The sequence below is a fragment of the Methylosinus trichosporium OB3b genome (assembly GCF_002752655.1).
Lineage (GTDB): Bacteria > Pseudomonadota > Alphaproteobacteria > Rhizobiales > Beijerinckiaceae > Methylosinus > Methylosinus trichosporium.
Genome location: NZ_CP023737.1, coordinates 2,149,543 through 2,166,615, shown reverse-complemented (window position 1 = coordinate 2,166,615; position 17,073 = coordinate 2,149,543). Strand labels below are relative to the sequence as shown.

The window sequence follows — 17,073 nt, the reverse complement described above, 5'->3', positions numbered from 1 at the left end:
AACGCGCTCGAATGCTCGAGAAATCCTCAACCAGATCGCTCGAAAGCGACGGCGGAACCAAGGACCTCGATAGGAGTTCTCGGTCTGCCCCGTTCGAGACGCCCTATCTCGACAATTTCAGTGAAATTAAAGGAGATCGCCATGCAAATTCGGCCCGCATCGCCGCTCGTCGCGGCGCTCTTCTGCGTCGTCGCCGCCGCCGCCGCCGCGGCGCCGCGCATCGCCACGGATGTGTCCAGCATGCGCTCCGGTCCCGGCGCCCGATGGCCGGTGATCGCGCAGATTCCGGCCGGCGCGAAAGTGCAGCTCGACAATTGCGGGCCCGGCTGGAAGCGTGATTGGTGTCAGGTCCACTTCAAAGGCAAGATGGGCTTCGTGCCGGCCAACACGCTCGCGCCGACCAGCAGCAGCGTCGTCGTCGCGCCGCTGGTGACGCGCGACATCACCGCGGTGCGCTCCGGCCCCGGCAACAAATGGAAGGTGATCGCCAACATCCCGCCCGGCCGCAAGGTCGCCGCCTCCGCCTGTCAGCAGGGCTGGACCAACGGCTGGTGCAAGGTGACTTATGAGGGCAAGTCCGGCTATGTCGACCGCGGCATGTTGAAGCGGAAAGGCGCTGTCTTCGCGCGTTGATGCGCCGCAAAAGATCCGCGAGCCGCCCGCCGGCTCGCGGAATCGCTTCGGCTCTCGCAAGCACGAATGAATTTCGGGGCGCATTTGACATATGCTCACCAGGAGCATATGTGTCCTCGCAACAGCTCGGCGAGGGTTGCCGAATTGTCATACAGCCTCTAAGCTGAACCATCCTGCTCCTTCGAGCGTCGCCCGTGGGAGTTTTTGATCGGCCGACTTATGCTCTTACTGAGCATAAGTTAGTTCGGAGCAAGGTCATGACCCTGCCGTTTCAGACTGGCGACAAAGCCGCGGCTCCCATCCCGCCGTCCCTCGCGACGCCCGGCGCAGCGCGCCGTTTCCCGATTCTCCCGGCGCCCGTCCTCGCCTGGAACAAGGACGTGGAGGCCGCCACCGCCCACCTCTATGCGCGGGTCGCCAAGGTCATTCCGCCGATCGAATGGCCGTTCCACGCGCCTTATGTGAAGGCGATCAACGAGCTGAAGCGCGAGCGCAACGCCGTCATCCTGGCCCATAATTATCAGACGCCGGAGATCTTCCACTGCGTCGCCGATTACGTCGGCGACAGCCTGCAGCTCGCCAAGCTGGCGGCGGCCTCGGAGGCCGAGGTCATCGTGCAGGGCGGCGTGCATTTCATGGCCGAGACCTCGAAGATTCTGAGCCCCGAGAAAATCGTGCTGACGCCGGACTCGGAGGCCGGCTGCTCGCTCGCCGCTTCGATCACCGCCGCCGATGTGCGCGCGCTGCGCGCCGAATATCCGGGCGTTCCGATCGTCGCTTATGTGAACACTTCCGCCGAGGTGAAGGCCGAGGTCGACATCTGCTGCACCTCGTCCAATGCGCTGAAGATCGTCGAGAGCCTCGGCTCCGATCGCGTCATCATGCTGCCGGATCGTTATCTCGCCGAGAATGTCGCGGCGCAGACCAAGGTGAAGATTCTCGCCTGGCACGGCGCCTGCGAGGTGCATGAGCGCTTCACGCCGCAGGAGCTCGAGGCCTATCGCGCCGATCATCCGGGGCTGACCATCATCGCCCATCCCGAATGCCCGCGCGAAGTGGTCGAGATTTCCGACTTCGCCGGCTCGACCGCGGCGATGATCGACTATGTGCGGCGGAACAAGCCGGCGCGCGTGCTGCTCGTCACCGAATGCTCGATGGCGGATAATGTCGCGGCCGAGACGAGCGGCACGGAATTCGTGCGTCCGTGCAATTTCTGTCCGCATATGAAGAGGATCACTCTGCCGAAGATCCTCGACTCGCTGCTCTACATGCGCGAGGAGGTGACGGTCGATCCGATGATCGCCGAGCGTGCGCGCAGAAGCGTTCAGCGAATGATCGACGTCGGGTGAGGGACGGCGAGCTTTGAAGGCTCGCATTCGCAGGGAGCGACCATGAGCCGTTTCGAGACCCTCGTCGCGGCGATCGACGCCGCCAACGCCGATGATCCGCGCAAGGTCGAGATCGACGGCGCCGAAACGCCGTTCGAGATCGTCTATGCCGAGCGCATGACCGCCCGCCTCGCGGCGACCTATCCGGAGGCTTCCGAGCTGTTGAAGATCGCCGCGCGCGCGCAGCATCTGCGCCGATGGGACATCCCGCGCGAAAATTTCCCGCTCGGGCGGCACGGCTACAACGAATGGCGCAAGGAGTGCCGCGTCCATCACGCGCGGCTCGTCGGCGAGCTGATGCGCGCGCATGGCTATGACGAGGAGGGCGTCGCGCACGTCGGCTCGCTGATCCGCAAGGAAAAGCTGAAGAAGGAGCGCGAATCCCAAGCGCTGGAGAATGTCGCGGCGATCGTCTTCCTCGAGCATTATTTCGACGACTTCCACGAAAAATATAAGGACTATGACGACGACAAGATCGTCGACATCTTGGCCAAGACTTTGTGCAAAATGTCGCCCAAGGGCCATGCGGCGGCGCTCGCTCTGCCTCTGCCCGAGCGCACGCGCGCGCTCGTCGCCGCGGCGATCGCGCGCGAGAGCGAGGCGCTCGCCAAGCTCGCCGCCGTCGCGGTCGACTGATGGCGCGCATCGCTGCGAGACGCGAGGCTGAAGGCTCGCGGTCCGAGCGCGCTCGTGGAACGCGAGCCGTCAGGCTCGCTCGCAGGAGCTCGGCGGTCGGATGACACAAAGCGCCAAATCGACAGAGCGGCCTGCAATCCTCATCGTCGGCGGCGGCCTCGCCGGCCTTTTCTGCGCCTTGAAGCTCGCGCCGCGTCGCGTCGCCGTGCTGACTCCCGGAGCGGTCGACGAAGGCGCCGCCTCCTTCTGGGCGCAAGGCGGCGTGGCGGCGGCGGTGCTCGACACCGATTCGCCCGAGCGTCACGCCGAGGATACGGTGAAGGCCGGCGCCGGAATCGTCGACGCCGAGGTCGCGCTGGGCATGGCCCGTGAGGCGCGCGCGCGCATCGACGATCTCTTTTCCTTCGGCGTGCCTTTCGATCGCGAGGGGAGCAATTTCACGCCCTCGCGCGAGGCCGCGCATTCCGAGCGGCGCATCGTGCGCGTCAAGGGCGACACGGCGGGCCGCGCCATCATGGAGACGCTGGTCCGCGCCGCCCGCGCCTCTTCGTCGATCGAGCTGGTCGAAGGTTTCTCGGCGCAGGAATTGCTGATGCGAGACGGCCGCGTCATCGGCTTGCGCGCGCTGCATCGGGGCGGCGCGACGCGCGACTTCCTCGCGCCCGCCGTCGTGCTGGCGACCGGCGGAATCGGCCATCTCTATCGCGTCACCACCAATCCGAACGAAGCATGCGGCATCGGCCTCGCCATCGCCGCCCGCGCCGGCGCGCTGATCGCCGACCCCGAATTCGTGCAGTTTCACCCGACGGCGATCGACATCGGCGCCGATCCGGCGCCGCTCGCGACCGAATCTCTGCGCGGCGAGGGCGCGACCATCGTCGACAGGGCGGGCCGCCGCTTCATGGCCGATATCGATCCGGCCGCCGAGCTCGCGCCGCGCGACATTGTCGCGCGCGGCGTCTTCGCCTCGATCGCCGCCGGACGCGGCGCCTTTCTCGACGCGCGGGTCGCCGTCGGCGCGGAGTTTCCGACGCGTTTTCCGACCGTTTATGCGAGCTGCAGGACGGGTGGCGTCGACCCGGTGCGGCAGCCGATACCGATCGCGCCGGCGGCGCATTATCATATGGGCGGCGTCGCCACCGATGCGCGGGGACGGACCTCGCTCGCGGGGCTGTGGGCGGCGGGAGAGGTCGCCTCCACCGGCGTGCATGGCGCCAATCGGCTCGCCTCCAATTCTCTGCTCGAGGCGCTGGTGTTCTCCGCCCGCATCGCCGACGATCTTCGCGATATGAGCGAAGAGGCGCCGTCTGTTCAAAATCTCGACTCCGCGCGAGCGCAGGACGCGCTCGACGCTGCGCTCGTCGAGGAACTGCGCGATGTGATGGCGCGCGATGTCGGCGTCATTCGCGATCGCGCCGGGCTCGCGCGCGCGGCGTGCGCGATTCTGAGCATAGAGGCGGCGACGACCAATGCGCAATTGCGCAATATGGCGACGACCGCTCTCTTCGTCGCCAGCGCGGCGCTGGCGCGGCGCGAGAGCCGCGGCGGGCATTTCCGCTCCGATTTCCCGCAAGCCGACGCCGCGCTGGCGCAGCGTTCCTATATGACGCTGGCGCAGGCGCGCGCCCTCGCCGAGGAGGCGCTGTGATGACGGGCTGGACGCTCCCTCCCGCGCTCGTCGAGGACGCGGTGCGCGCCGCGCTGGCCGAGGACTTCGGCCGCGCCGGCGACATCACCACGCAGGCGACGATACCGCAGGCGGCGCGCGCCTGCGCCGTCATCGCCGCGCGCGAGGCGGGCGTCGTCGCCGGTCTCGACATAGCGTCCCGCGCCTTTCGTCTCGTAGACTCGTCGGTCGCTTTCGAGGCGATGACGCAGGACGGTGAGCGCATCGCGAAAGGCGAGGTTCTGGCCCGCATCGAAGGCCCGGCGCGCGCCATTCTCTCGACGGAGCGAGTAGCGCTCAATTTCCTCGGCCGCCTCTGCGGAATCGCCTCGCTGACGGCGCGCTACGCCGAGCGGATCGCGCAGACGAAGGCCAAGGTGTGCGACACGCGCAAGACCACGCCGCTGCTGCGCGCCTTCGAGAAATATGCGGTGCGCTGCGGCGGCGGCGCCAATCACCGCTTCGGCCTCGATGACGCGGTGCTGATCAAGGACAATCACATCGCCGTCGCCGGCGGCGTCGCGCCCGCCCTGCGCGCGGCGAAGGCTTTCGCCGGACATATGGTGAAGATCGAGATCGAGGTCGACACGCTCGACCAATTGCGCGAGGTCCTCGCCGAGGGCGCCGACATCGTGCTGCTCGACAATATGCCGCCGCCCTTGCTCCGCGAGGCGGTGGCGCTGATCGGCGGCCGCATGATCGCGGAAGCCTCGGGCGGCGTGACGCTGGAGACGATCGCCGCCATCGCCGAGACCGGCGTCGACCTCGTCTCGGTCGGCGCGCTCACTCATTCGGCGCGAACGCTCGACCTCGGCCTCGATATCGCGTGACGCTCAGCGCGACGCGCCGCGACGACAAAGGCCGACGTCGACCACGGACGCGCCGAGATGCTGCACGAGATTGTAGAAAATGATCGGCAGCATGACCTGCGGGTGATCGGCGAGAGCGACCGACGCGAGCACGAGCCCGGAGCCGTTGTTGTTCATTCCGAGCGCGAACATCAGAGACGCCGTGTCGTTGCGGCTGGCGCCGAGCAGGGTCGAGATCAGCAGGCCGCTGCCGAAGCCGACGACACAGAGCAGTCCGATGACCACGGCGACGAGCGCCAGGAAATCCGCGTCGGGGCTCGCGACGACGCCCGGCAGCACGAGTGTGGCGTTGGAGTAATTGAGGAGAATGATGACGAGGAAGTTGAGCAGCTTCACATAGGGAAGCAGTCGCGCGAAGCGATGGTCGCCGAGCCCTGCGCGGCAGCTCGATCCGAGCAGCGATGGCAGGATCACCCATGCTCCGAGAAAAGAGGCGACCTCGCCCGACGCCAGCTCATGCAGATCTTCGGAATAGTCGCCGGTCGTCAGCCAGCCGACCGCATGGAGAATCTGCGGCGTCGTCAGCGGGCTGAGCAGCGTCGTGAGCAGCACCAGGCCGAGGCTGAGCACGAGGCTTCCGCCGGCGTTCTGCGCCCAGGCCGTCGAGGCGCCGGCGATCGGCATGGCCGCGACGAGCGCGAGGCCGACCAATAATTGCTGAGATTCCTCCGGATTATGCCATTGCGTCATCGCGACGCTGACGAGGAAGATCGCCAGCAGCGGGGCGGCGACATTGCCGAGCAGGCCGGCGAAGATCATCGCCGCCTTGCTGCGCGCGTTTTTCAGCTCGGTCGGCGAAATGCCGAGACCGGCGTTGAAGAGGAGCAGCGCGAGCAGGAAGGGAGGCAGGCCGAGCCTGATCTCTCCCAGAGGCGTGACGGCGCTCCCCAAATCCAACTTGCGCATCCACAGCCCGAGCTGCGGAAACAGCGCCGCGGCCAGGTAGGAGAGCAGAATCGCCCAGATGAACCAAGCGTGCAGAAAATGCGCCGCGGCCGAGGCGAAATAATGCGTCTTGTTCTGCATCGGGCGATCTCGCCTGTCGCGGGCGTTCTTGGCCGGCGGTCACTCGATGTTCGGTCGTCCGGATACGACGATCCGGACGACCGAAGGCGACCGCAGCTCGATCGTCATTGTTCTAAACGGATTTCTATGCGTTGGCGATGGCTTTGCCGGTTGTCGCGATCCGCTGCGGCTTGCGGGATCACGCCCGCCCCAGCCGCCCGAGCCGCGCGCCGCGCAGCGTCATCACCTCCTCGAACACGGGCGAGAGCAGAAAGGCGAGCTCCTGCTCGCGCGTCACCGTCACCGGATCGAGCGCGATGAGGTCCTGGTCCACGCGGCCGGGATGGCACATCACGAGATGGCGCTCGCCCGGCGCGCGCAGATAATTTTCGAAGCGCGCCGCATAATCGCCCTCTGGATCGAAGTCCGAGAAGCCGGCGAAGCCGTCATTGAGCGGAAAGCCGCGCTCCCTGGCCTCGCGCTCGAAGCCGCGGCCGATGGCGCGCACCGCCAGCGCCTTGCGCATGTCCGAGCCGCGCAGGACGATGCGAAACAGCTTGTCTCCGGCGTCGCGCAGCCATACGCGGCCGCCGAGGTCGCGGCGCTCCAGCGCGTCGAGCAGCGCCGTGCGGATTCCCGGCAGCGCATGCACATGCTGATGGCCGTCGAGATGGTCGGGCGCGCGGCCCATCACGGCGATGAAGCGGTCGAGCTGGCGCTCGATCTCGGTCTTGATCTCGTCCATCGGCAGCCGGCCGCGCATGGCGGCGCGAATCACCTCGCCGACCGGCGGCAGCATTCCGTTGGGCGCGAATTTCGGCATCGGCGACAGAGGCGCGCCGAGCGTCAGATTGAAATGCAGGCCGATATCGGCGTCGAGCCGCCGACGCGCCAGCTCGCAGCCCATCGCCGGCCAGACCAGGCCATTGGTCATCGCCGAGACGGCCGAGAGCCGGCCCGCCTCGAGCGCCTCGAGAATGCCGTGGCTGACGCCCATCGACAAACCATAATCATCCGCGCAGAGCGTGATCGATCTCGCCGCCATGCCTTCGTCGCCTCGCTTCCGGGAGTTTGAACAAAATCTTCGGGGGCTTTCCCGCACTCCGAGAATCGGGTGAAGCATATAACCCCGTCCCTCATCCTGAGGAGCCGAGAAACGGGCGTCTCGAACGACGACAACGGGGCGAAACCTCGAGACTTCGCCTCACGGCCGCCCTTCGAGACGCCGCCTGCGGCGGCTCCTCAGGACGAGGGTCGGGGATCTCGATCTTCAGCCGATCGCCCGTTCCCCGCGCTCTCCCCTGTTGCGCAAATTCGCGCGCCCGCCTAGGTCTTGCCCCGTTCGAAGCATAGAGCGAGCAATGGTCGATATAGCCGAAAATTCGCCGCCGGAAATATCCGTGGCCGTTCCCGTCTTCAACGAGGCGCAAAATCTGGGCCCGCTGGCGGCGCGGCTGACGGCGGCTCTCGAGGCCTGCGCCCGCTCCTTCGAGATCGTCTTCGTCGACGACGGCTCGAGCGACGCCACCTTCGAGACGCTGCGCGCCCTCAACGCCGTCGATCCGCGGATCAAGGCGGTGTCCTTCAGCCGAAACTTCGGCAAGGAGATCGCTATCGCCGCAGGGCTGGACCATGCGCGCGACGCCGCCGTGGTGCTGATGGACGCCGATCTGCAGCATCCGCCCGAGGTGGTGCCACAATTCATCGCCAAATGGCGGGAGGGTTACAAGAACGTCTATGGCGTGCGCCGCGACCGCTCCAGCGATCCGCCTCTGCGCAACCTGTTCGCCAATCTGTTCTACGGCCTGTTCGACCGCTTCGGCGAGACCTCTCTCCCACGCGGCGCCGGCGACTTCCGCCTGCTCGACCGCCAGGCCATCGACGCGCTGTCGCGCATGCGCGAGCGGGCGCGCTTCTCCAAGGGCCTGTTCGCCTGGATCGGCTTCAAATCGGTCGGCGTCCCCTTCGACGTCGAGGAGCGCGCCTCGGGCCGCTCGAAATTCAGCTATGGCAAGCTGATCCGTTTCGCGCTCGACGGACTCATGTCCTTCTCCTCGGCGCCCTTGAAGATCTGGGCCTATGTCGGCATGGGCGTCTCGGCCTTCGCGCTCGCCATGGCCGCTTTCTATTTCTGGCGCACGGTCATCTATGGCGTCGATGTTCCCGGCTACGCCTCGCTCATCGTCTCGATCGCCTTTTTCGGCGGCATGCAATTGTTCTCGCTGGGCGTGCTCGGCGAATATATCGCGCTGATCTTCGCCGAGGTGAAAGGCCGCCCGCTCTATCTCGTCGCCGAGCGGCTCGGAGTGGAGGAGCGGTGAGCGCTGGGGTCTCCGGTCGTCATCGCGAGCGAAGCGATCCAGAGCCGCGGGGCGGCCCCTGGCTTCGCCGATTTTCGACAGGGACGCCGCCGATGATCCGCAACCTGCTCTCGGTCGGCGGCTTCACGCTGCTCTCGCGCATCACCGGCTTCTTCCGCGACGTCATGCTGTCGGCGATTCTCGGCGCCGGCTTCGTCTCGGACGCCTTCTTCATCGCCTTCCGCCTGCCCAATCATTTCCGCGCCATTTTCGCCGAGGGCGCCTTCAACGCCGCTTATGTGCCCTGCTACTCCAAGGCGCTGGAGCGCGAAGGCAAAGCCTCCGCCAAGGAGTTCTCGAGCGAGGTCTTCACGCTGCTGCTGGCGTCGCAGCTCGTGCTGCTGGCGCTCGCCTACGCATTCATGCCGCAATTCGTCGCGCTGCTGGCGCCGGGCCTCGACGATCGGCCGGAGAAATTCGAGCTGGCGGTGACGCTGACGCGCATCACCTTCCCTTATCTGCTGTGCATGACCCTGGTGACGCTGCATCAGGGAACGCTCAACGCCAATGGCCGCTTCGCCGCGCCGGCCTTCGCGCCCAATCTGCTCAATCTCTCGGTGATGGCGGCGCTCGCCCTCGCCTTTCTGTTTCCGAACGCCGGTGTCGCGGCGAGCGTCGGCGTCACCGTCTCCGGCGCGCTGCAGCTCGCGCTGCTGATGGCGGACGCCCGTCTCGCCGGCGTGCTCGAGGGCTTCGCTCGGCCGCGCTGGAAGCGCGTGCGCGACTTCTTTCTGATGCTCGGCCCGGCGGTCATCGGCTCGGCCAGCGGCCAGATCGCCATTTTCGCCGACACGATCATCGCGTCCATGCTGCCGGACGGCGGCCTTTCGGCCATCACTTACGCCGACCGCATCTATCAGCTGCCGAACGGCGTCATCGGCATTGCCGCCGGCACGGTGCTGCTGCCGGAGATGAGCCGCCGCCTCGCGGCCGGCGACGCCGCCGGCGCCCATGCGGCGCAGAACCGAGTGATGGCGCTCACCGTGGCGCTGGCCGCGCCCTTCTTCATCGCCTTCGTCACCATCCCCGAGCTCATCATGAGCGGCGTGTTCCAGCGCGGCGCCTTCACGGCCGCCGATGCGCTGCGCTCGGCCGATGTGCTCGCCGCCTATGGCGGCGGGCTGATGGCGCTGGTGCTGATTTCCTCGGCGCGCGCCGGCTTTCAGGCGCAGGGCGACACACGCACGCCCATGTATGTCGCGCTCGGGGCCGTCGCCGTCAATGTCGCGCTGAAGGTCGTTCTCTATCGCCCGCTCGGCGCCGTCGGCCTCGCCACCGCCACCTCGGTCGGCCTCTGGATCAATCTCACTGCGCTGATCGGCATCGCTCTGCATCGCGGCGCCATGCGCTTCGATGAGATTTTTCTGCGCGTCTCCATCGCCAGCCTCGTCGCCTGCGTCCCGCTGGTTCTCGTCGCCGTCTTCGGCTATGGCCCGGCGGCCCGGCTCGGCGGCGCTCTCGGCGGCTTCGGCAATGTGACGGCGCTGGCCCTTCTCGGCGCGGCGGGAGGCCTCGCTTATGCGGCGGTCCTGCTCGGCGCGCTGCGCCTCTTCGGCCTGCGGCTCTCGCAGCTGCGCCCGCGCCGCGCCTGAGACTCAGGCGATCCGCGCATAGACGGCGTCGATCTTCGCGCCTTTGTCGAGCCCCGCCACGACCGCGATCGTCAGCCCGTGCGCCGCGCTCATGTCGCGGGCGCGCGCGGCGAGCCGCTGCGCCTCCGCCTCGCTCGGCGCGAAGGCGAAGCCGGTCGGGCCCCAGGAGGTCTGGCCGACGCCGGTCGCGCCCGCCTCGGCGAGCCCGGCGAGCAGACGCTCCACCGCCGCGCTGGTGAAACGCCGCCCGCCCTGCGCCGGAGCGAAATAATCGCCGACAATGGCCTGAATCTCGGTGATCGCCGCGCCGAAACCCGCAAAATCCGCCTCGGACGCCGCTGGCAGCGCCTGCATCAGCACCAGTCGGCAGAGCCGTCCGGCGTCGGTCTCGGAAAAGGCCGGCAGCTCGGCGAAGGCCTTGCGCTCCTCTGCGCCGTGCAGGCCGACCGCGGTTGGGTCCGAGACGAGGAGAATGCGCCAGTCGGGCGGGAACGGCAGGCGGGAGACGACCGGCGGCGTCCGCGTCGCGGCGCCGCGGCCCCCATCCACCACCAGCCCGCCGCGCGAGAACAGCCCGGCGCCGAGGCCGGAGCGGGCGCCGCGCTGCAACAGCGCAGCGTCGGCCTCGACATCCTGTGGCAGATCCTCGAGCCGTCGCAGCGCCGCGGCGACCGCCAGCGCCAGCTGCGTGCCCGAGCCGAGCCCGGAATGCGGCGGAATGGCCTCCTCCATGACGAGCCGATACCGCCTGCCGGGCGCATGGGCGGCGGCGGCGCGCTCGAGCAGAGCGGCCGCGCGTTCGGCGTCGGGGCCGAAAACGCTCGTTGTTTCCGCATGTTCCAGCGTCAGCCTAGTCGCCGGCGCATCAATCGACAGCCCGAGCCCGCCGAATTTGCGGCCGAGGGCGCCGTTCATGTCGAGAAAGCCGAGGTGCAGTCTCGCAGCGGCGGCGACGCTCACTCTGGTCGGCATGGCGCCTCGTTTTCAGACTTCTCGCGGATTTTCCGCTATATCTCGCTTCCCGGCGCGCGCCGGCAACCCTCGAGGCGCTGGCGCGATGCGAAAAGGCCGAGTAAGGCGCCGCGCGTGCGAAGGCAAGAGCCCGCGCGCCGGCCGAGACGAGGAGGGGACGAGATGGCGAAAGAGGAGCGCGTCTTTACCGAGGACGAGGTCACGGCCCGCCTCGCGGCCGAGCTGCCGCGCTGGCGGCTCGAGAACGGCTGGATCCGCCGCAAATACAAGACCCACGGCTGGAAGGGCACGCTGATGGCCGTCAACACGATCGGCCATCTCGCCGAGGCAGCCTGGCACCATCCGGACATCACTCTATCCTATGCCTGGCTCGAGGTGCGGTTGATGACCCATACGGCCAAGGGTATTACCGACAAGGACTTCGAGCTCGCGCGCAGAATCGAGGACGTCGTCTGCTGGCGGCCGGGCCAGGAGGGCGGGGCGCTCGAGGGGACGCCGGAGAGCGACCAGCGTTTCGCCTATATCAAATACGACTGAGCTGAGCGCTCGCTTCATCTTCGGAGAAATCCAGTGACGACGACGAACGCGTCGCGCGAGCGATTCTTCTCGCTCATCGGAACGCGGCCGGTGATCATGGGCATCGTCAATGTGACGCCCGATTCCTTTTCCGACGGCGGGCGCTTCCTCGCGCCGCAGGCGGCGCTGACGCAGGCCAAGAAGCTCGTCGCCGACGGCGCCGACATTGTCGACGTCGGGGCCGAATCGACGCGTCCCGGCCATACGCCGCTCACGGCGGAGGAGGAATGGGCGCGGCTCCGGCCCATGCTCGCGGCGCTCGTCGAAGAGTGCGGCGCGCCGGTTTCGATCGACACCTACAAGGCGGCGACCGCGCGGCGCGCGCTCGCCGCCGGGGCGGCGGTCGTCAACGACATCTGGGGCCTGCAGCGCGATCCCGACATGGCTCCTGCGATCGCCGAGGCGGGAGCGGGGGTCGTCGTCATGCATAATCGCGAGAGCGTCGACGACAGCATCGACATCGTCGACGACATGCGCCGCTTCTTCGAGCGCTCGCTCGCCATCGCCGAATCGGCGGGCGTTCCGAGGAGCCGCATCCTGCTCGATCCGGGCGTCGGCTTCGGCAAGACCCGCGAGCAGGATTTCGCCGCTCTGCGGGCGGTCCCCGAGCTCCGCGGCTTCGGCCTGCCGCTCCTGATCGGCGTCTCGCGCAAGCGCCTGTTCGGCGCGCTGCTCGGCGCCGAGGTCGATGCGCGGCTCATCGCCACCATCGCCGCCAATCTGATCGCCGCCATGGAGGGGGCGCATGTGTTCCGCGTGCATGACGCGGCCGAGCACAAGGCGGCCTTCGCCGTGCTGGAGACGTTGCGGCGGCGCCCGCAGGAGACGAAATGAGCGATCTGACCCGCGTCGGCTTCGGCTTCGGCAGCAATCTCGGCGACAAGCCGGCCAATATCAGGGAGGCGATTCGGCTCGTCGGCGCGCGTGGGATCGCGACTCTGGACGCCGTCTCGCGCCTCTATCGCACGCCGCCCTGGGGCGATCTCGATCAGGGCGATTTCGCCAACGCCTGCGCGCTCGGCTGGACGCGGCTCTCGCCCTACGAATTGCTGGCCGCCGTCAAGACCATCGAGGCCGATATGGGTCGCGCGGCCACGCGCCGCTGGGGTCCGCGTCTGATCGACGTCGATATTCTCTTTCTCGGCGACCACACGCTCGACGATCCCGAGCTGACCTTGCCGCACAAGGAGCTATTCGCGCGCGCCTTCGTGCTGAAGCCGCTGGCGGAGATCGCCGGCGATCTGCGGCTCGACGGAGTGAGCGTCGCAGAGGCGGCGGAGCAGAGTGCGGCGGAGGGGATCGTTCCCTGGGACGAATGTCCATCGCCCGAACCTGAGCCACAGAGCCGCAGCCTGAAAGGGTAGCTTTATTGGCCTTATGGGCAGGGCGCGACACAGCGGCCGAAGCAAACAAAAAAATCATTTATATTCAGTGCTATATCAATATATAGAAAATCCCTATCAAGCGCGTTTCGGGTAGGCTTGTGCATGGCTATCGAGCGTATCTAGCCATCTTATCGGCAGACGAAGAACTGCTCATTAGATTGTCACAGCCTACCTGATTAGATATTGTCATTGAAGACGCGTACGGAAATGGTTGCGGCTCGCCGGACGAGGGTTTTCGGCGGGGCGTTTCGGGGGGATCCTGGGCGCTTCGTTCGGAGGAGCGCTCGTTCTGCGCGGCGGCTTTGGGGACTTCGTCTTCGACAAAGAAGAACAACGCCGGGCTCGGGTGACCGAGGATCGGCGCGACGGGAGGTCGAAAGACGCGTCGGCGACGACGCGCATATTTCACGTAACCGGCAAGACGAAGGCGTTCGCCCGCAGGGAGGGGGGAGCGCGAGGAGCCGCCTCGAAATCCCTGGGAGCACTTAGGAGGATTGAGATGAGCGTAACAACAGAGACAACAGCCGGCGCAGCCGCCGGCTCGGACGCGATCGTTGATCTGCGTGGCATGTGGGTCGGTGTCGCCGGCCTGAACATCTTCTATCTGATCGTCCGCATTTACGAGCAGATCTACGGCTGGCGCGCGGGCCTCGACTCGTTCGCTCCGGAGTTCCAGACGTATTGGCTGTCGATCCTTTGGACCGAGATTCCGCTGGAGCTGGTTTCGGGCCTCGCGCTCGCCGGCTGGCTGTGGAAGACCCGTGACCGCAACGTCGACGCGGTCGCTCCGCGCGAGGAGCTGCGCCGTCACGTGGTCCTGGTCGAGTGGCTGGTGGTCTACGCCGTCGCCATTTACTGGGGCGCGAGCTTCTTCACGGAGCAGGACGGCACCTGGCACATGACGGTGATTCGCGACACGGACTTCACGCCGTCGCACATCATCGAGTTCTACATGAGCTACCCGATCTACTCGATCATGGCGGTGGGCGCGTTCTTCTATGCGAAGACCCGCATTCCGTATTTTGCTCATGGCTTCTCGCTGGCGTTCCTGATCGTCGCCATCGGCCCGTTCATGATCATCCCGAACGTCGGCCTGAACGAGTGGGGCCACACCTTCTGGTTCATGGAAGAGCTGTTCGTCGCTCCGCTGCATTGGGGCTTCGTGTTCTTCGGCTGGATGGCGCTCGGCGTGTTCGGCGTCGTTCTGCAGATCCTGATGGGCGTCAAGCGCCTCATCGGCAAGGACTGCGTCGCGGCCCTGGTCGGCTGAAGATGAATTGGACCGCCCGACTTTTTTTAAGGGGCCGGGCGGTCCGCACGGACATCTCGCAATCCGATAGTCTCCTGAACGGGACCTTCGTCCGAACGGCCGCGCAACGCGGGGCCGGCTCGGGCGGGGTTCGGGAGAGAGGGGAGCGGGAGGCACGAAAGACAACCCGGCGCGAGAAGAGTCGGGGACTGGTCGACGGCTGCGGCGGGAACCGCCGGGCGGACCGACACCAAGGAGAAGAGTGATGTCTACATCGAAGAGCGGGGGGGCAATCGGGCCTTTCCATTCGGTCGCGGAAGCGGCGGGATGCGTCAAGACCACCGATTGGATGCTTCTGACGCTGCTGTTTCTGGCGGTGCTGGGCGGCTACCACATTCACTTCATGCTGACGGCGGGCGACTGGGACTTCTGGGTCGACTGGAAAGACCGTCGTATGTGGCCGACCGTGGTTCCGATCCTGGGCGTGACCTTCGCCGCTGCGGCGCAGGCGTTCTTCTGGGAGAACTTCAAGCTGCCGTTCGGCGCGACCTTCGCGGTCCTCGGCCTGCTGATCGGCGAGTGGATCAACCGCTACTGCAACTTCTGGGGCTGGACCTATTTCCCGATCAGCCTGGTGTTCCCGTCCGCTCTGGTGGTTCCGGCGCTGTGGCTGGACATCATCATGCTGCTGTCGGGCTCCTATGTGATCACGGCGGTTGTGGGCTCGCTGGGCTGGGGCCTTCTGTTCTACCCGAACAACTGGCCGGCGATCGCGGCTCTGCATCAGGCGACGGAGCAGCATGGTCAGCTGATGTCCCTCGCGGATCTGGTCGGCTTCCACTTCGTCCGCACGTCGATGCCGGAATATATCCGCATGGTCGAGCGCGGCACGCTGCGCACCTTCGGTAAGGACGTCGTTCCGGTGGCCGCGTTCTTCTCGGGCTTCGTGTCGATGATGGTCTACTTCCTGTGGTGGTTCGTCGGTAAGTGGTATTCGACCACCAAGGTGATCCAGAAGATCTGATCGAAGAGAGCAATTAGCTTCTCTTTGGTTCCTCGGAAAAGACGAGGAGCGGTTCCCGGATCGGCGATGAGATCGCCGCGAAGGGGCCGCTCCGGAGAAGACGAGTGAGGCCGCCTGGCGCTCCGCGATGCGGACAGGGCGGGCTCGAAGAGAAAACTGGGAGGTAGATTCACATGAAAGCTCTGGAGAGAATGGCCGAGCTGGCGACCGGACGGGTCGGAAAGCTCCTCGGCCTGAGCGTTGCGGCTGCGGTCGCGGCGACGGCGGCCTCGGTGGCCCCGGCGGAAGCGCACGGCGAGAAGTCGCAGCAGGCGTTTCTGCGCATGCGCACGCTGAACTGGTATGACGTGAAGTGGTCGAAGACCTCGCTGAACGTCAACGAGTCGATGGTTCTGTCGGGCAAGGTTCACGTCTTCTCGGCGTGGCCGCAGGCGGTCGCCAATCCGAAGTCGTCGTTCCTGAACGCCGGCGAGCCCGGCCCGGTTCTGGTTCGCACGGCGCAGTTCATCGGCGAGCAGTTCGCTCCGCGCTCGGTGTCGCTCGAGGTCGGCAAGGACTATGCGTTCTCGATCGATCTGAAGGCTCGCCGCGCCGGGCGCTGGCACGTCCATGCTCAGATCAACGTCGAAGGCGGCGGTCCGATCATCGGACCCGGCCAGTGGATCGAGATCAAGGGCGACATGGCCGACTTCAAGGATCCGGTCACGCTGCTCGACGGCACGACCGTGGACCTCGAGACCTATGGCATCGATCGCATCTATGCCTGGCATTTCCCGTGGATGATCGCGGCCGCGGCCTGGATCCTCTACTGGTTCTTCAAGAAGGGCATCATCGCTTCTTATCTTCGCATCAGCGAAGGCAAGGACGAGGAGCAGATCGGCGATGACGACCGTCGCGTGGGCGCGATCGTTCTCGCGGTGACGATCCTGGCGACGATCATCGGCTATGCGGTGACGAACAGCACCTTCCCGCGCACGATCCCGCTGCAGGCCGGCTTGCAGAAGCCGCTGACGCCGATCATCGAGGAAGGCACCGCCGGCGTTGGTCCGCATGTGGTGACGGCCGAGCTCAAGGGCGGCGTCTACAAGGTGCCGGGCCGTGAGCTGACGATCCAAGTGAAGGTGACGAACAAGACCGACGAGCCGCTGAAGCTCGGCGAGTATACGGCGGCGGGTCTGCGCTTCCTGAACCCCGACGTGTTCACGACCAAGCCGGAGTTCCCGGACTATCTGCTGGCCGACCGTGGCCTGTCGACCGATCCGACCCCGCTCGCCCCCGGCGAGACGAAGACGATCGAAGTCAAGGTGCAGGACGCCCGTTGGGACATCGAGCGTCTCTCGGACCTCGCCTATGACACGGACAGCCAGATCGGCGGCCTGCTGATGTTCTTCAGCCCGTCGGGCAAGCGCTACGCCACCGAAATCGGCGGCCCGGTCATTCCGAAGTTCGTCGCCGGCGACATGCCCTGATCGACTTCGAAATCATACCGAACAAAAGCCGGCCGGACCGAAAGGTCCGGCCGGTTTTCGTTGCGCGCCCGGTCTCGCATCGTCAGCGCCGCTAATCGGGCGACGCCCAAGTCTTGCCAGCCGAGCCTCGAGAGCGGCCGTTGCGCGCAAAATCCGCACGTGAGCGTCACGGCGCGCTTGTCGCGCCGCCCGTCTCTACGATATTGGGCGAGGACAGCGCCTTCGCGCGCCGGGCGTCCGGCGTCGCGA

General features: G+C 66.6%; 16 protein-coding genes. 13 read left to right on the top strand and 3 right to left on the bottom strand.

What is annotated here, in order from left to right; translation table 11 throughout:
* Positions 1-141: 141 nt before the first annotated feature.
* The 5 genes from CQW49_RS10350 to nadC all read left to right on the top strand — a co-directional run bounded on the left by CQW49_RS10350 (position 142) and on the right by nadC (position 5,153).
* Positions 142-633 carry an SH3 domain-containing protein gene (locus CQW49_RS10350; RefSeq protein ID WP_003613560.1) on the top strand — a complete coding sequence of 164 codons (492 nt, stop codon included), beginning with the start codon at positions 142-144 and terminating at the stop codon, positions 631-633.
* Positions 634-890: 257 nt separating this feature from the next.
* Positions 891-1,982 (top strand): quinolinate synthase NadA, encoded by a 1,092-nt coding sequence (gene nadA, locus CQW49_RS10345; RefSeq protein ID WP_003613561.1) that lies wholly within the window; start codon positions 891-893, stop codon positions 1,980-1,982.
* A 42-nt stretch (positions 1,983-2,024) separates the two neighbouring features.
* A complete protein-coding gene (locus CQW49_RS10340) occupies positions 2,025-2,657 on the top strand; it encodes a DUF4202 domain-containing protein (protein ID WP_003613563.1) in 633 nt (210 codons plus the stop codon).
* A gap of 100 nt (positions 2,658-2,757) precedes the next feature.
* Positions 2,758-4,305 (top strand): L-aspartate oxidase, encoded by a 1,548-nt coding sequence (locus CQW49_RS10335; protein ID WP_003613564.1) that lies wholly within the window; start codon positions 2,758-2,760, stop codon positions 4,303-4,305.
* Positions 4,305-5,153, top strand: coding sequence for a carboxylating nicotinate-nucleotide diphosphorylase (gene nadC, locus CQW49_RS10330; RefSeq protein WP_003613566.1), 849 nt, complete (start codon positions 4,305-4,307; stop codon positions 5,151-5,153). The genes CQW49_RS10335 and nadC overlap by 1 nt, the downstream gene beginning before the upstream one ends.
* Before the next feature lie 3 nt (positions 5,154-5,156).
* On the opposite strand, the gene CQW49_RS10325 is transcribed toward nadC, so the two are convergent.
* Positions 5,157-6,218: a bile acid:sodium symporter gene (locus CQW49_RS10325; protein ID WP_003613568.1), complete on the bottom strand. Its 1,062-nt coding sequence runs from the start codon at positions 6,216-6,218 to the stop codon at positions 5,157-5,159.
* A 178-nt stretch (positions 6,219-6,396) separates the two neighbouring features.
* Complete coding sequence (locus CQW49_RS10320) at positions 6,397-7,242, bottom strand: ChbG/HpnK family deacetylase (protein WP_003613570.1); 846 nt, start codon at positions 7,240-7,242, stop codon at positions 6,397-6,399.
* A 316-nt stretch (positions 7,243-7,558) separates the two neighbouring features.
* Here CQW49_RS10320 and CQW49_RS10315 point away from each other — a divergent pair, with 316 nt between their 5' ends.
* Entirely contained in the window at positions 7,559-8,518 is a 960-nt protein-coding gene (locus tag CQW49_RS10315; RefSeq protein WP_099831776.1) for a glycosyltransferase family 2 protein, read from the top strand.
* Positions 8,519-8,610: 92 nt separating this feature from the next.
* Complete coding sequence (gene murJ / locus CQW49_RS10310; RefSeq protein WP_003613573.1) at positions 8,611-10,149, top strand: murein biosynthesis integral membrane protein MurJ; 1,539 nt, start codon at positions 8,611-8,613, stop codon at positions 10,147-10,149.
* Between the two features lie 3 nt (positions 10,150-10,152).
* Here murJ and CQW49_RS10305 read toward each other — a convergent pair whose 3' ends face one another.
* Positions 10,153-11,121, bottom strand: a complete 969-nt coding sequence (locus CQW49_RS10305) for a beta-ribofuranosylaminobenzene 5'-phosphate synthase family protein (RefSeq protein ID WP_003613575.1) — start codon at positions 11,119-11,121, stop codon at positions 10,153-10,155.
* Between the two features lie 162 nt (positions 11,122-11,283).
* Between CQW49_RS10305 and CQW49_RS10300 the strand changes: the two genes are divergently transcribed.
* The 6 genes from CQW49_RS10300 (at position 11,284) to amoB (ending at position 16,824) form a co-directional block, all read left to right on the top strand.
* Complete coding sequence (locus tag CQW49_RS10300; protein ID WP_003613577.1) at positions 11,284-11,658, top strand: 4a-hydroxytetrahydrobiopterin dehydratase; 375 nt, start codon at positions 11,284-11,286, stop codon at positions 11,656-11,658.
* 33 nt (positions 11,659-11,691) lie between these two features.
* Positions 11,692-12,531 carry a dihydropteroate synthase gene (folP, locus tag CQW49_RS10295; protein WP_003613579.1) on the top strand — a complete coding sequence of 280 codons (840 nt, stop codon included), beginning with the start codon at positions 11,692-11,694 and terminating at the stop codon, positions 12,529-12,531.
* Positions 12,528-13,061 (top strand): 2-amino-4-hydroxy-6-hydroxymethyldihydropteridine diphosphokinase, encoded by a 534-nt coding sequence (folK, locus tag CQW49_RS10290; protein ID WP_003613580.1) that lies wholly within the window; start codon positions 12,528-12,530, stop codon positions 13,059-13,061. The genes folP and folK overlap by 4 nt, the downstream gene beginning before the upstream one ends.
* 520 nt (positions 13,062-13,581) lie before the next feature.
* Positions 13,582-14,352 (top strand): bacterial ammonia monooxygenase, subunit AmoC, encoded by a 771-nt coding sequence (gene amoC / locus CQW49_RS10285; RefSeq protein ID WP_003616009.1) that lies wholly within the window; start codon positions 13,582-13,584, stop codon positions 14,350-14,352.
* A 244-nt stretch (positions 14,353-14,596) separates the two neighbouring features.
* Complete coding sequence (amoA, locus tag CQW49_RS10280) at positions 14,597-15,355, top strand: bacterial ammonia monooxygenase, subunit AmoA (protein WP_003616006.1); 759 nt, start codon at positions 14,597-14,599, stop codon at positions 15,353-15,355.
* Between the two features lie 173 nt (positions 15,356-15,528).
* Positions 15,529-16,824 (top strand): bacterial ammonia monooxygenase, subunit AmoB, encoded by a 1,296-nt coding sequence (gene amoB, locus CQW49_RS10275; RefSeq protein ID WP_003616003.1) that lies wholly within the window; start codon positions 15,529-15,531, stop codon positions 16,822-16,824.
* Positions 16,825-17,073 lie beyond the last annotated feature (249 nt).

Bases quoted from the DNA above. Each gene is read 5' to 3' on its own strand.
- CQW49_RS10350 (WP_003613560.1), top strand. From the start codon at position 142: ATGCAAATTCGGCCCGCATCGCCGCTCGTCGCGGCGCTCTTCTGCGTC.
- murJ (WP_003613573.1), top strand. From the start codon at position 8,611: ATGATCCGCAACCTGCTCTCGGTCGGCGGCTTCACGCTGCTCTCGCGC.
- amoA (WP_003616006.1), top strand. From the start codon at position 14,597: ATGTCTACATCGAAGAGCGGGGGGGCAATCGGGCCTTTCCATTCGGTC.
- CQW49_RS10320 (WP_003613570.1), bottom strand. From the start codon at position 7,242: ATGGCGGCGAGATCGATCACGCTCTGCGCGGATGATTATGGTTTGTCG.
- amoB (WP_003616003.1), top strand. From the start codon at position 15,529: ATGAAAGCTCTGGAGAGAATGGCCGAGCTGGCGACCGGACGGGTCGGA.
- nadC (WP_003613566.1), top strand. From the start codon at position 4,305: ATGACGGGCTGGACGCTCCCTCCCGCGCTCGTCGAGGACGCGGTGCGC.
- nadA (WP_003613561.1), top strand. From the start codon at position 891: ATGACCCTGCCGTTTCAGACTGGCGACAAAGCCGCGGCTCCCATCCCG.
- CQW49_RS10305 (WP_003613575.1), bottom strand. From the start codon at position 11,121: ATGCCGACCAGAGTGAGCGTCGCCGCCGCTGCGAGACTGCACCTCGGC.
- folK (WP_003613580.1), top strand. From the start codon at position 12,528: ATGAGCGATCTGACCCGCGTCGGCTTCGGCTTCGGCAGCAATCTCGGC.
- CQW49_RS10325 (WP_003613568.1), bottom strand. From the start codon at position 6,218: ATGCAGAACAAGACGCATTATTTCGCCTCGGCCGCGGCGCATTTTCTG.
- amoC (WP_003616009.1), top strand. From the start codon at position 13,582: ATGAGCGTAACAACAGAGACAACAGCCGGCGCAGCCGCCGGCTCGGAC.
- CQW49_RS10315 (WP_099831776.1), top strand. From the start codon at position 7,559: ATGGTCGATATAGCCGAAAATTCGCCGCCGGAAATATCCGTGGCCGTT.
- CQW49_RS10300 (WP_003613577.1), top strand. From the start codon at position 11,284: ATGGCGAAAGAGGAGCGCGTCTTTACCGAGGACGAGGTCACGGCCCGC.
- CQW49_RS10335 (WP_003613564.1), top strand. From the start codon at position 2,758: ATGACACAAAGCGCCAAATCGACAGAGCGGCCTGCAATCCTCATCGTC.
- CQW49_RS10340 (WP_003613563.1), top strand. From the start codon at position 2,025: ATGAGCCGTTTCGAGACCCTCGTCGCGGCGATCGACGCCGCCAACGCC.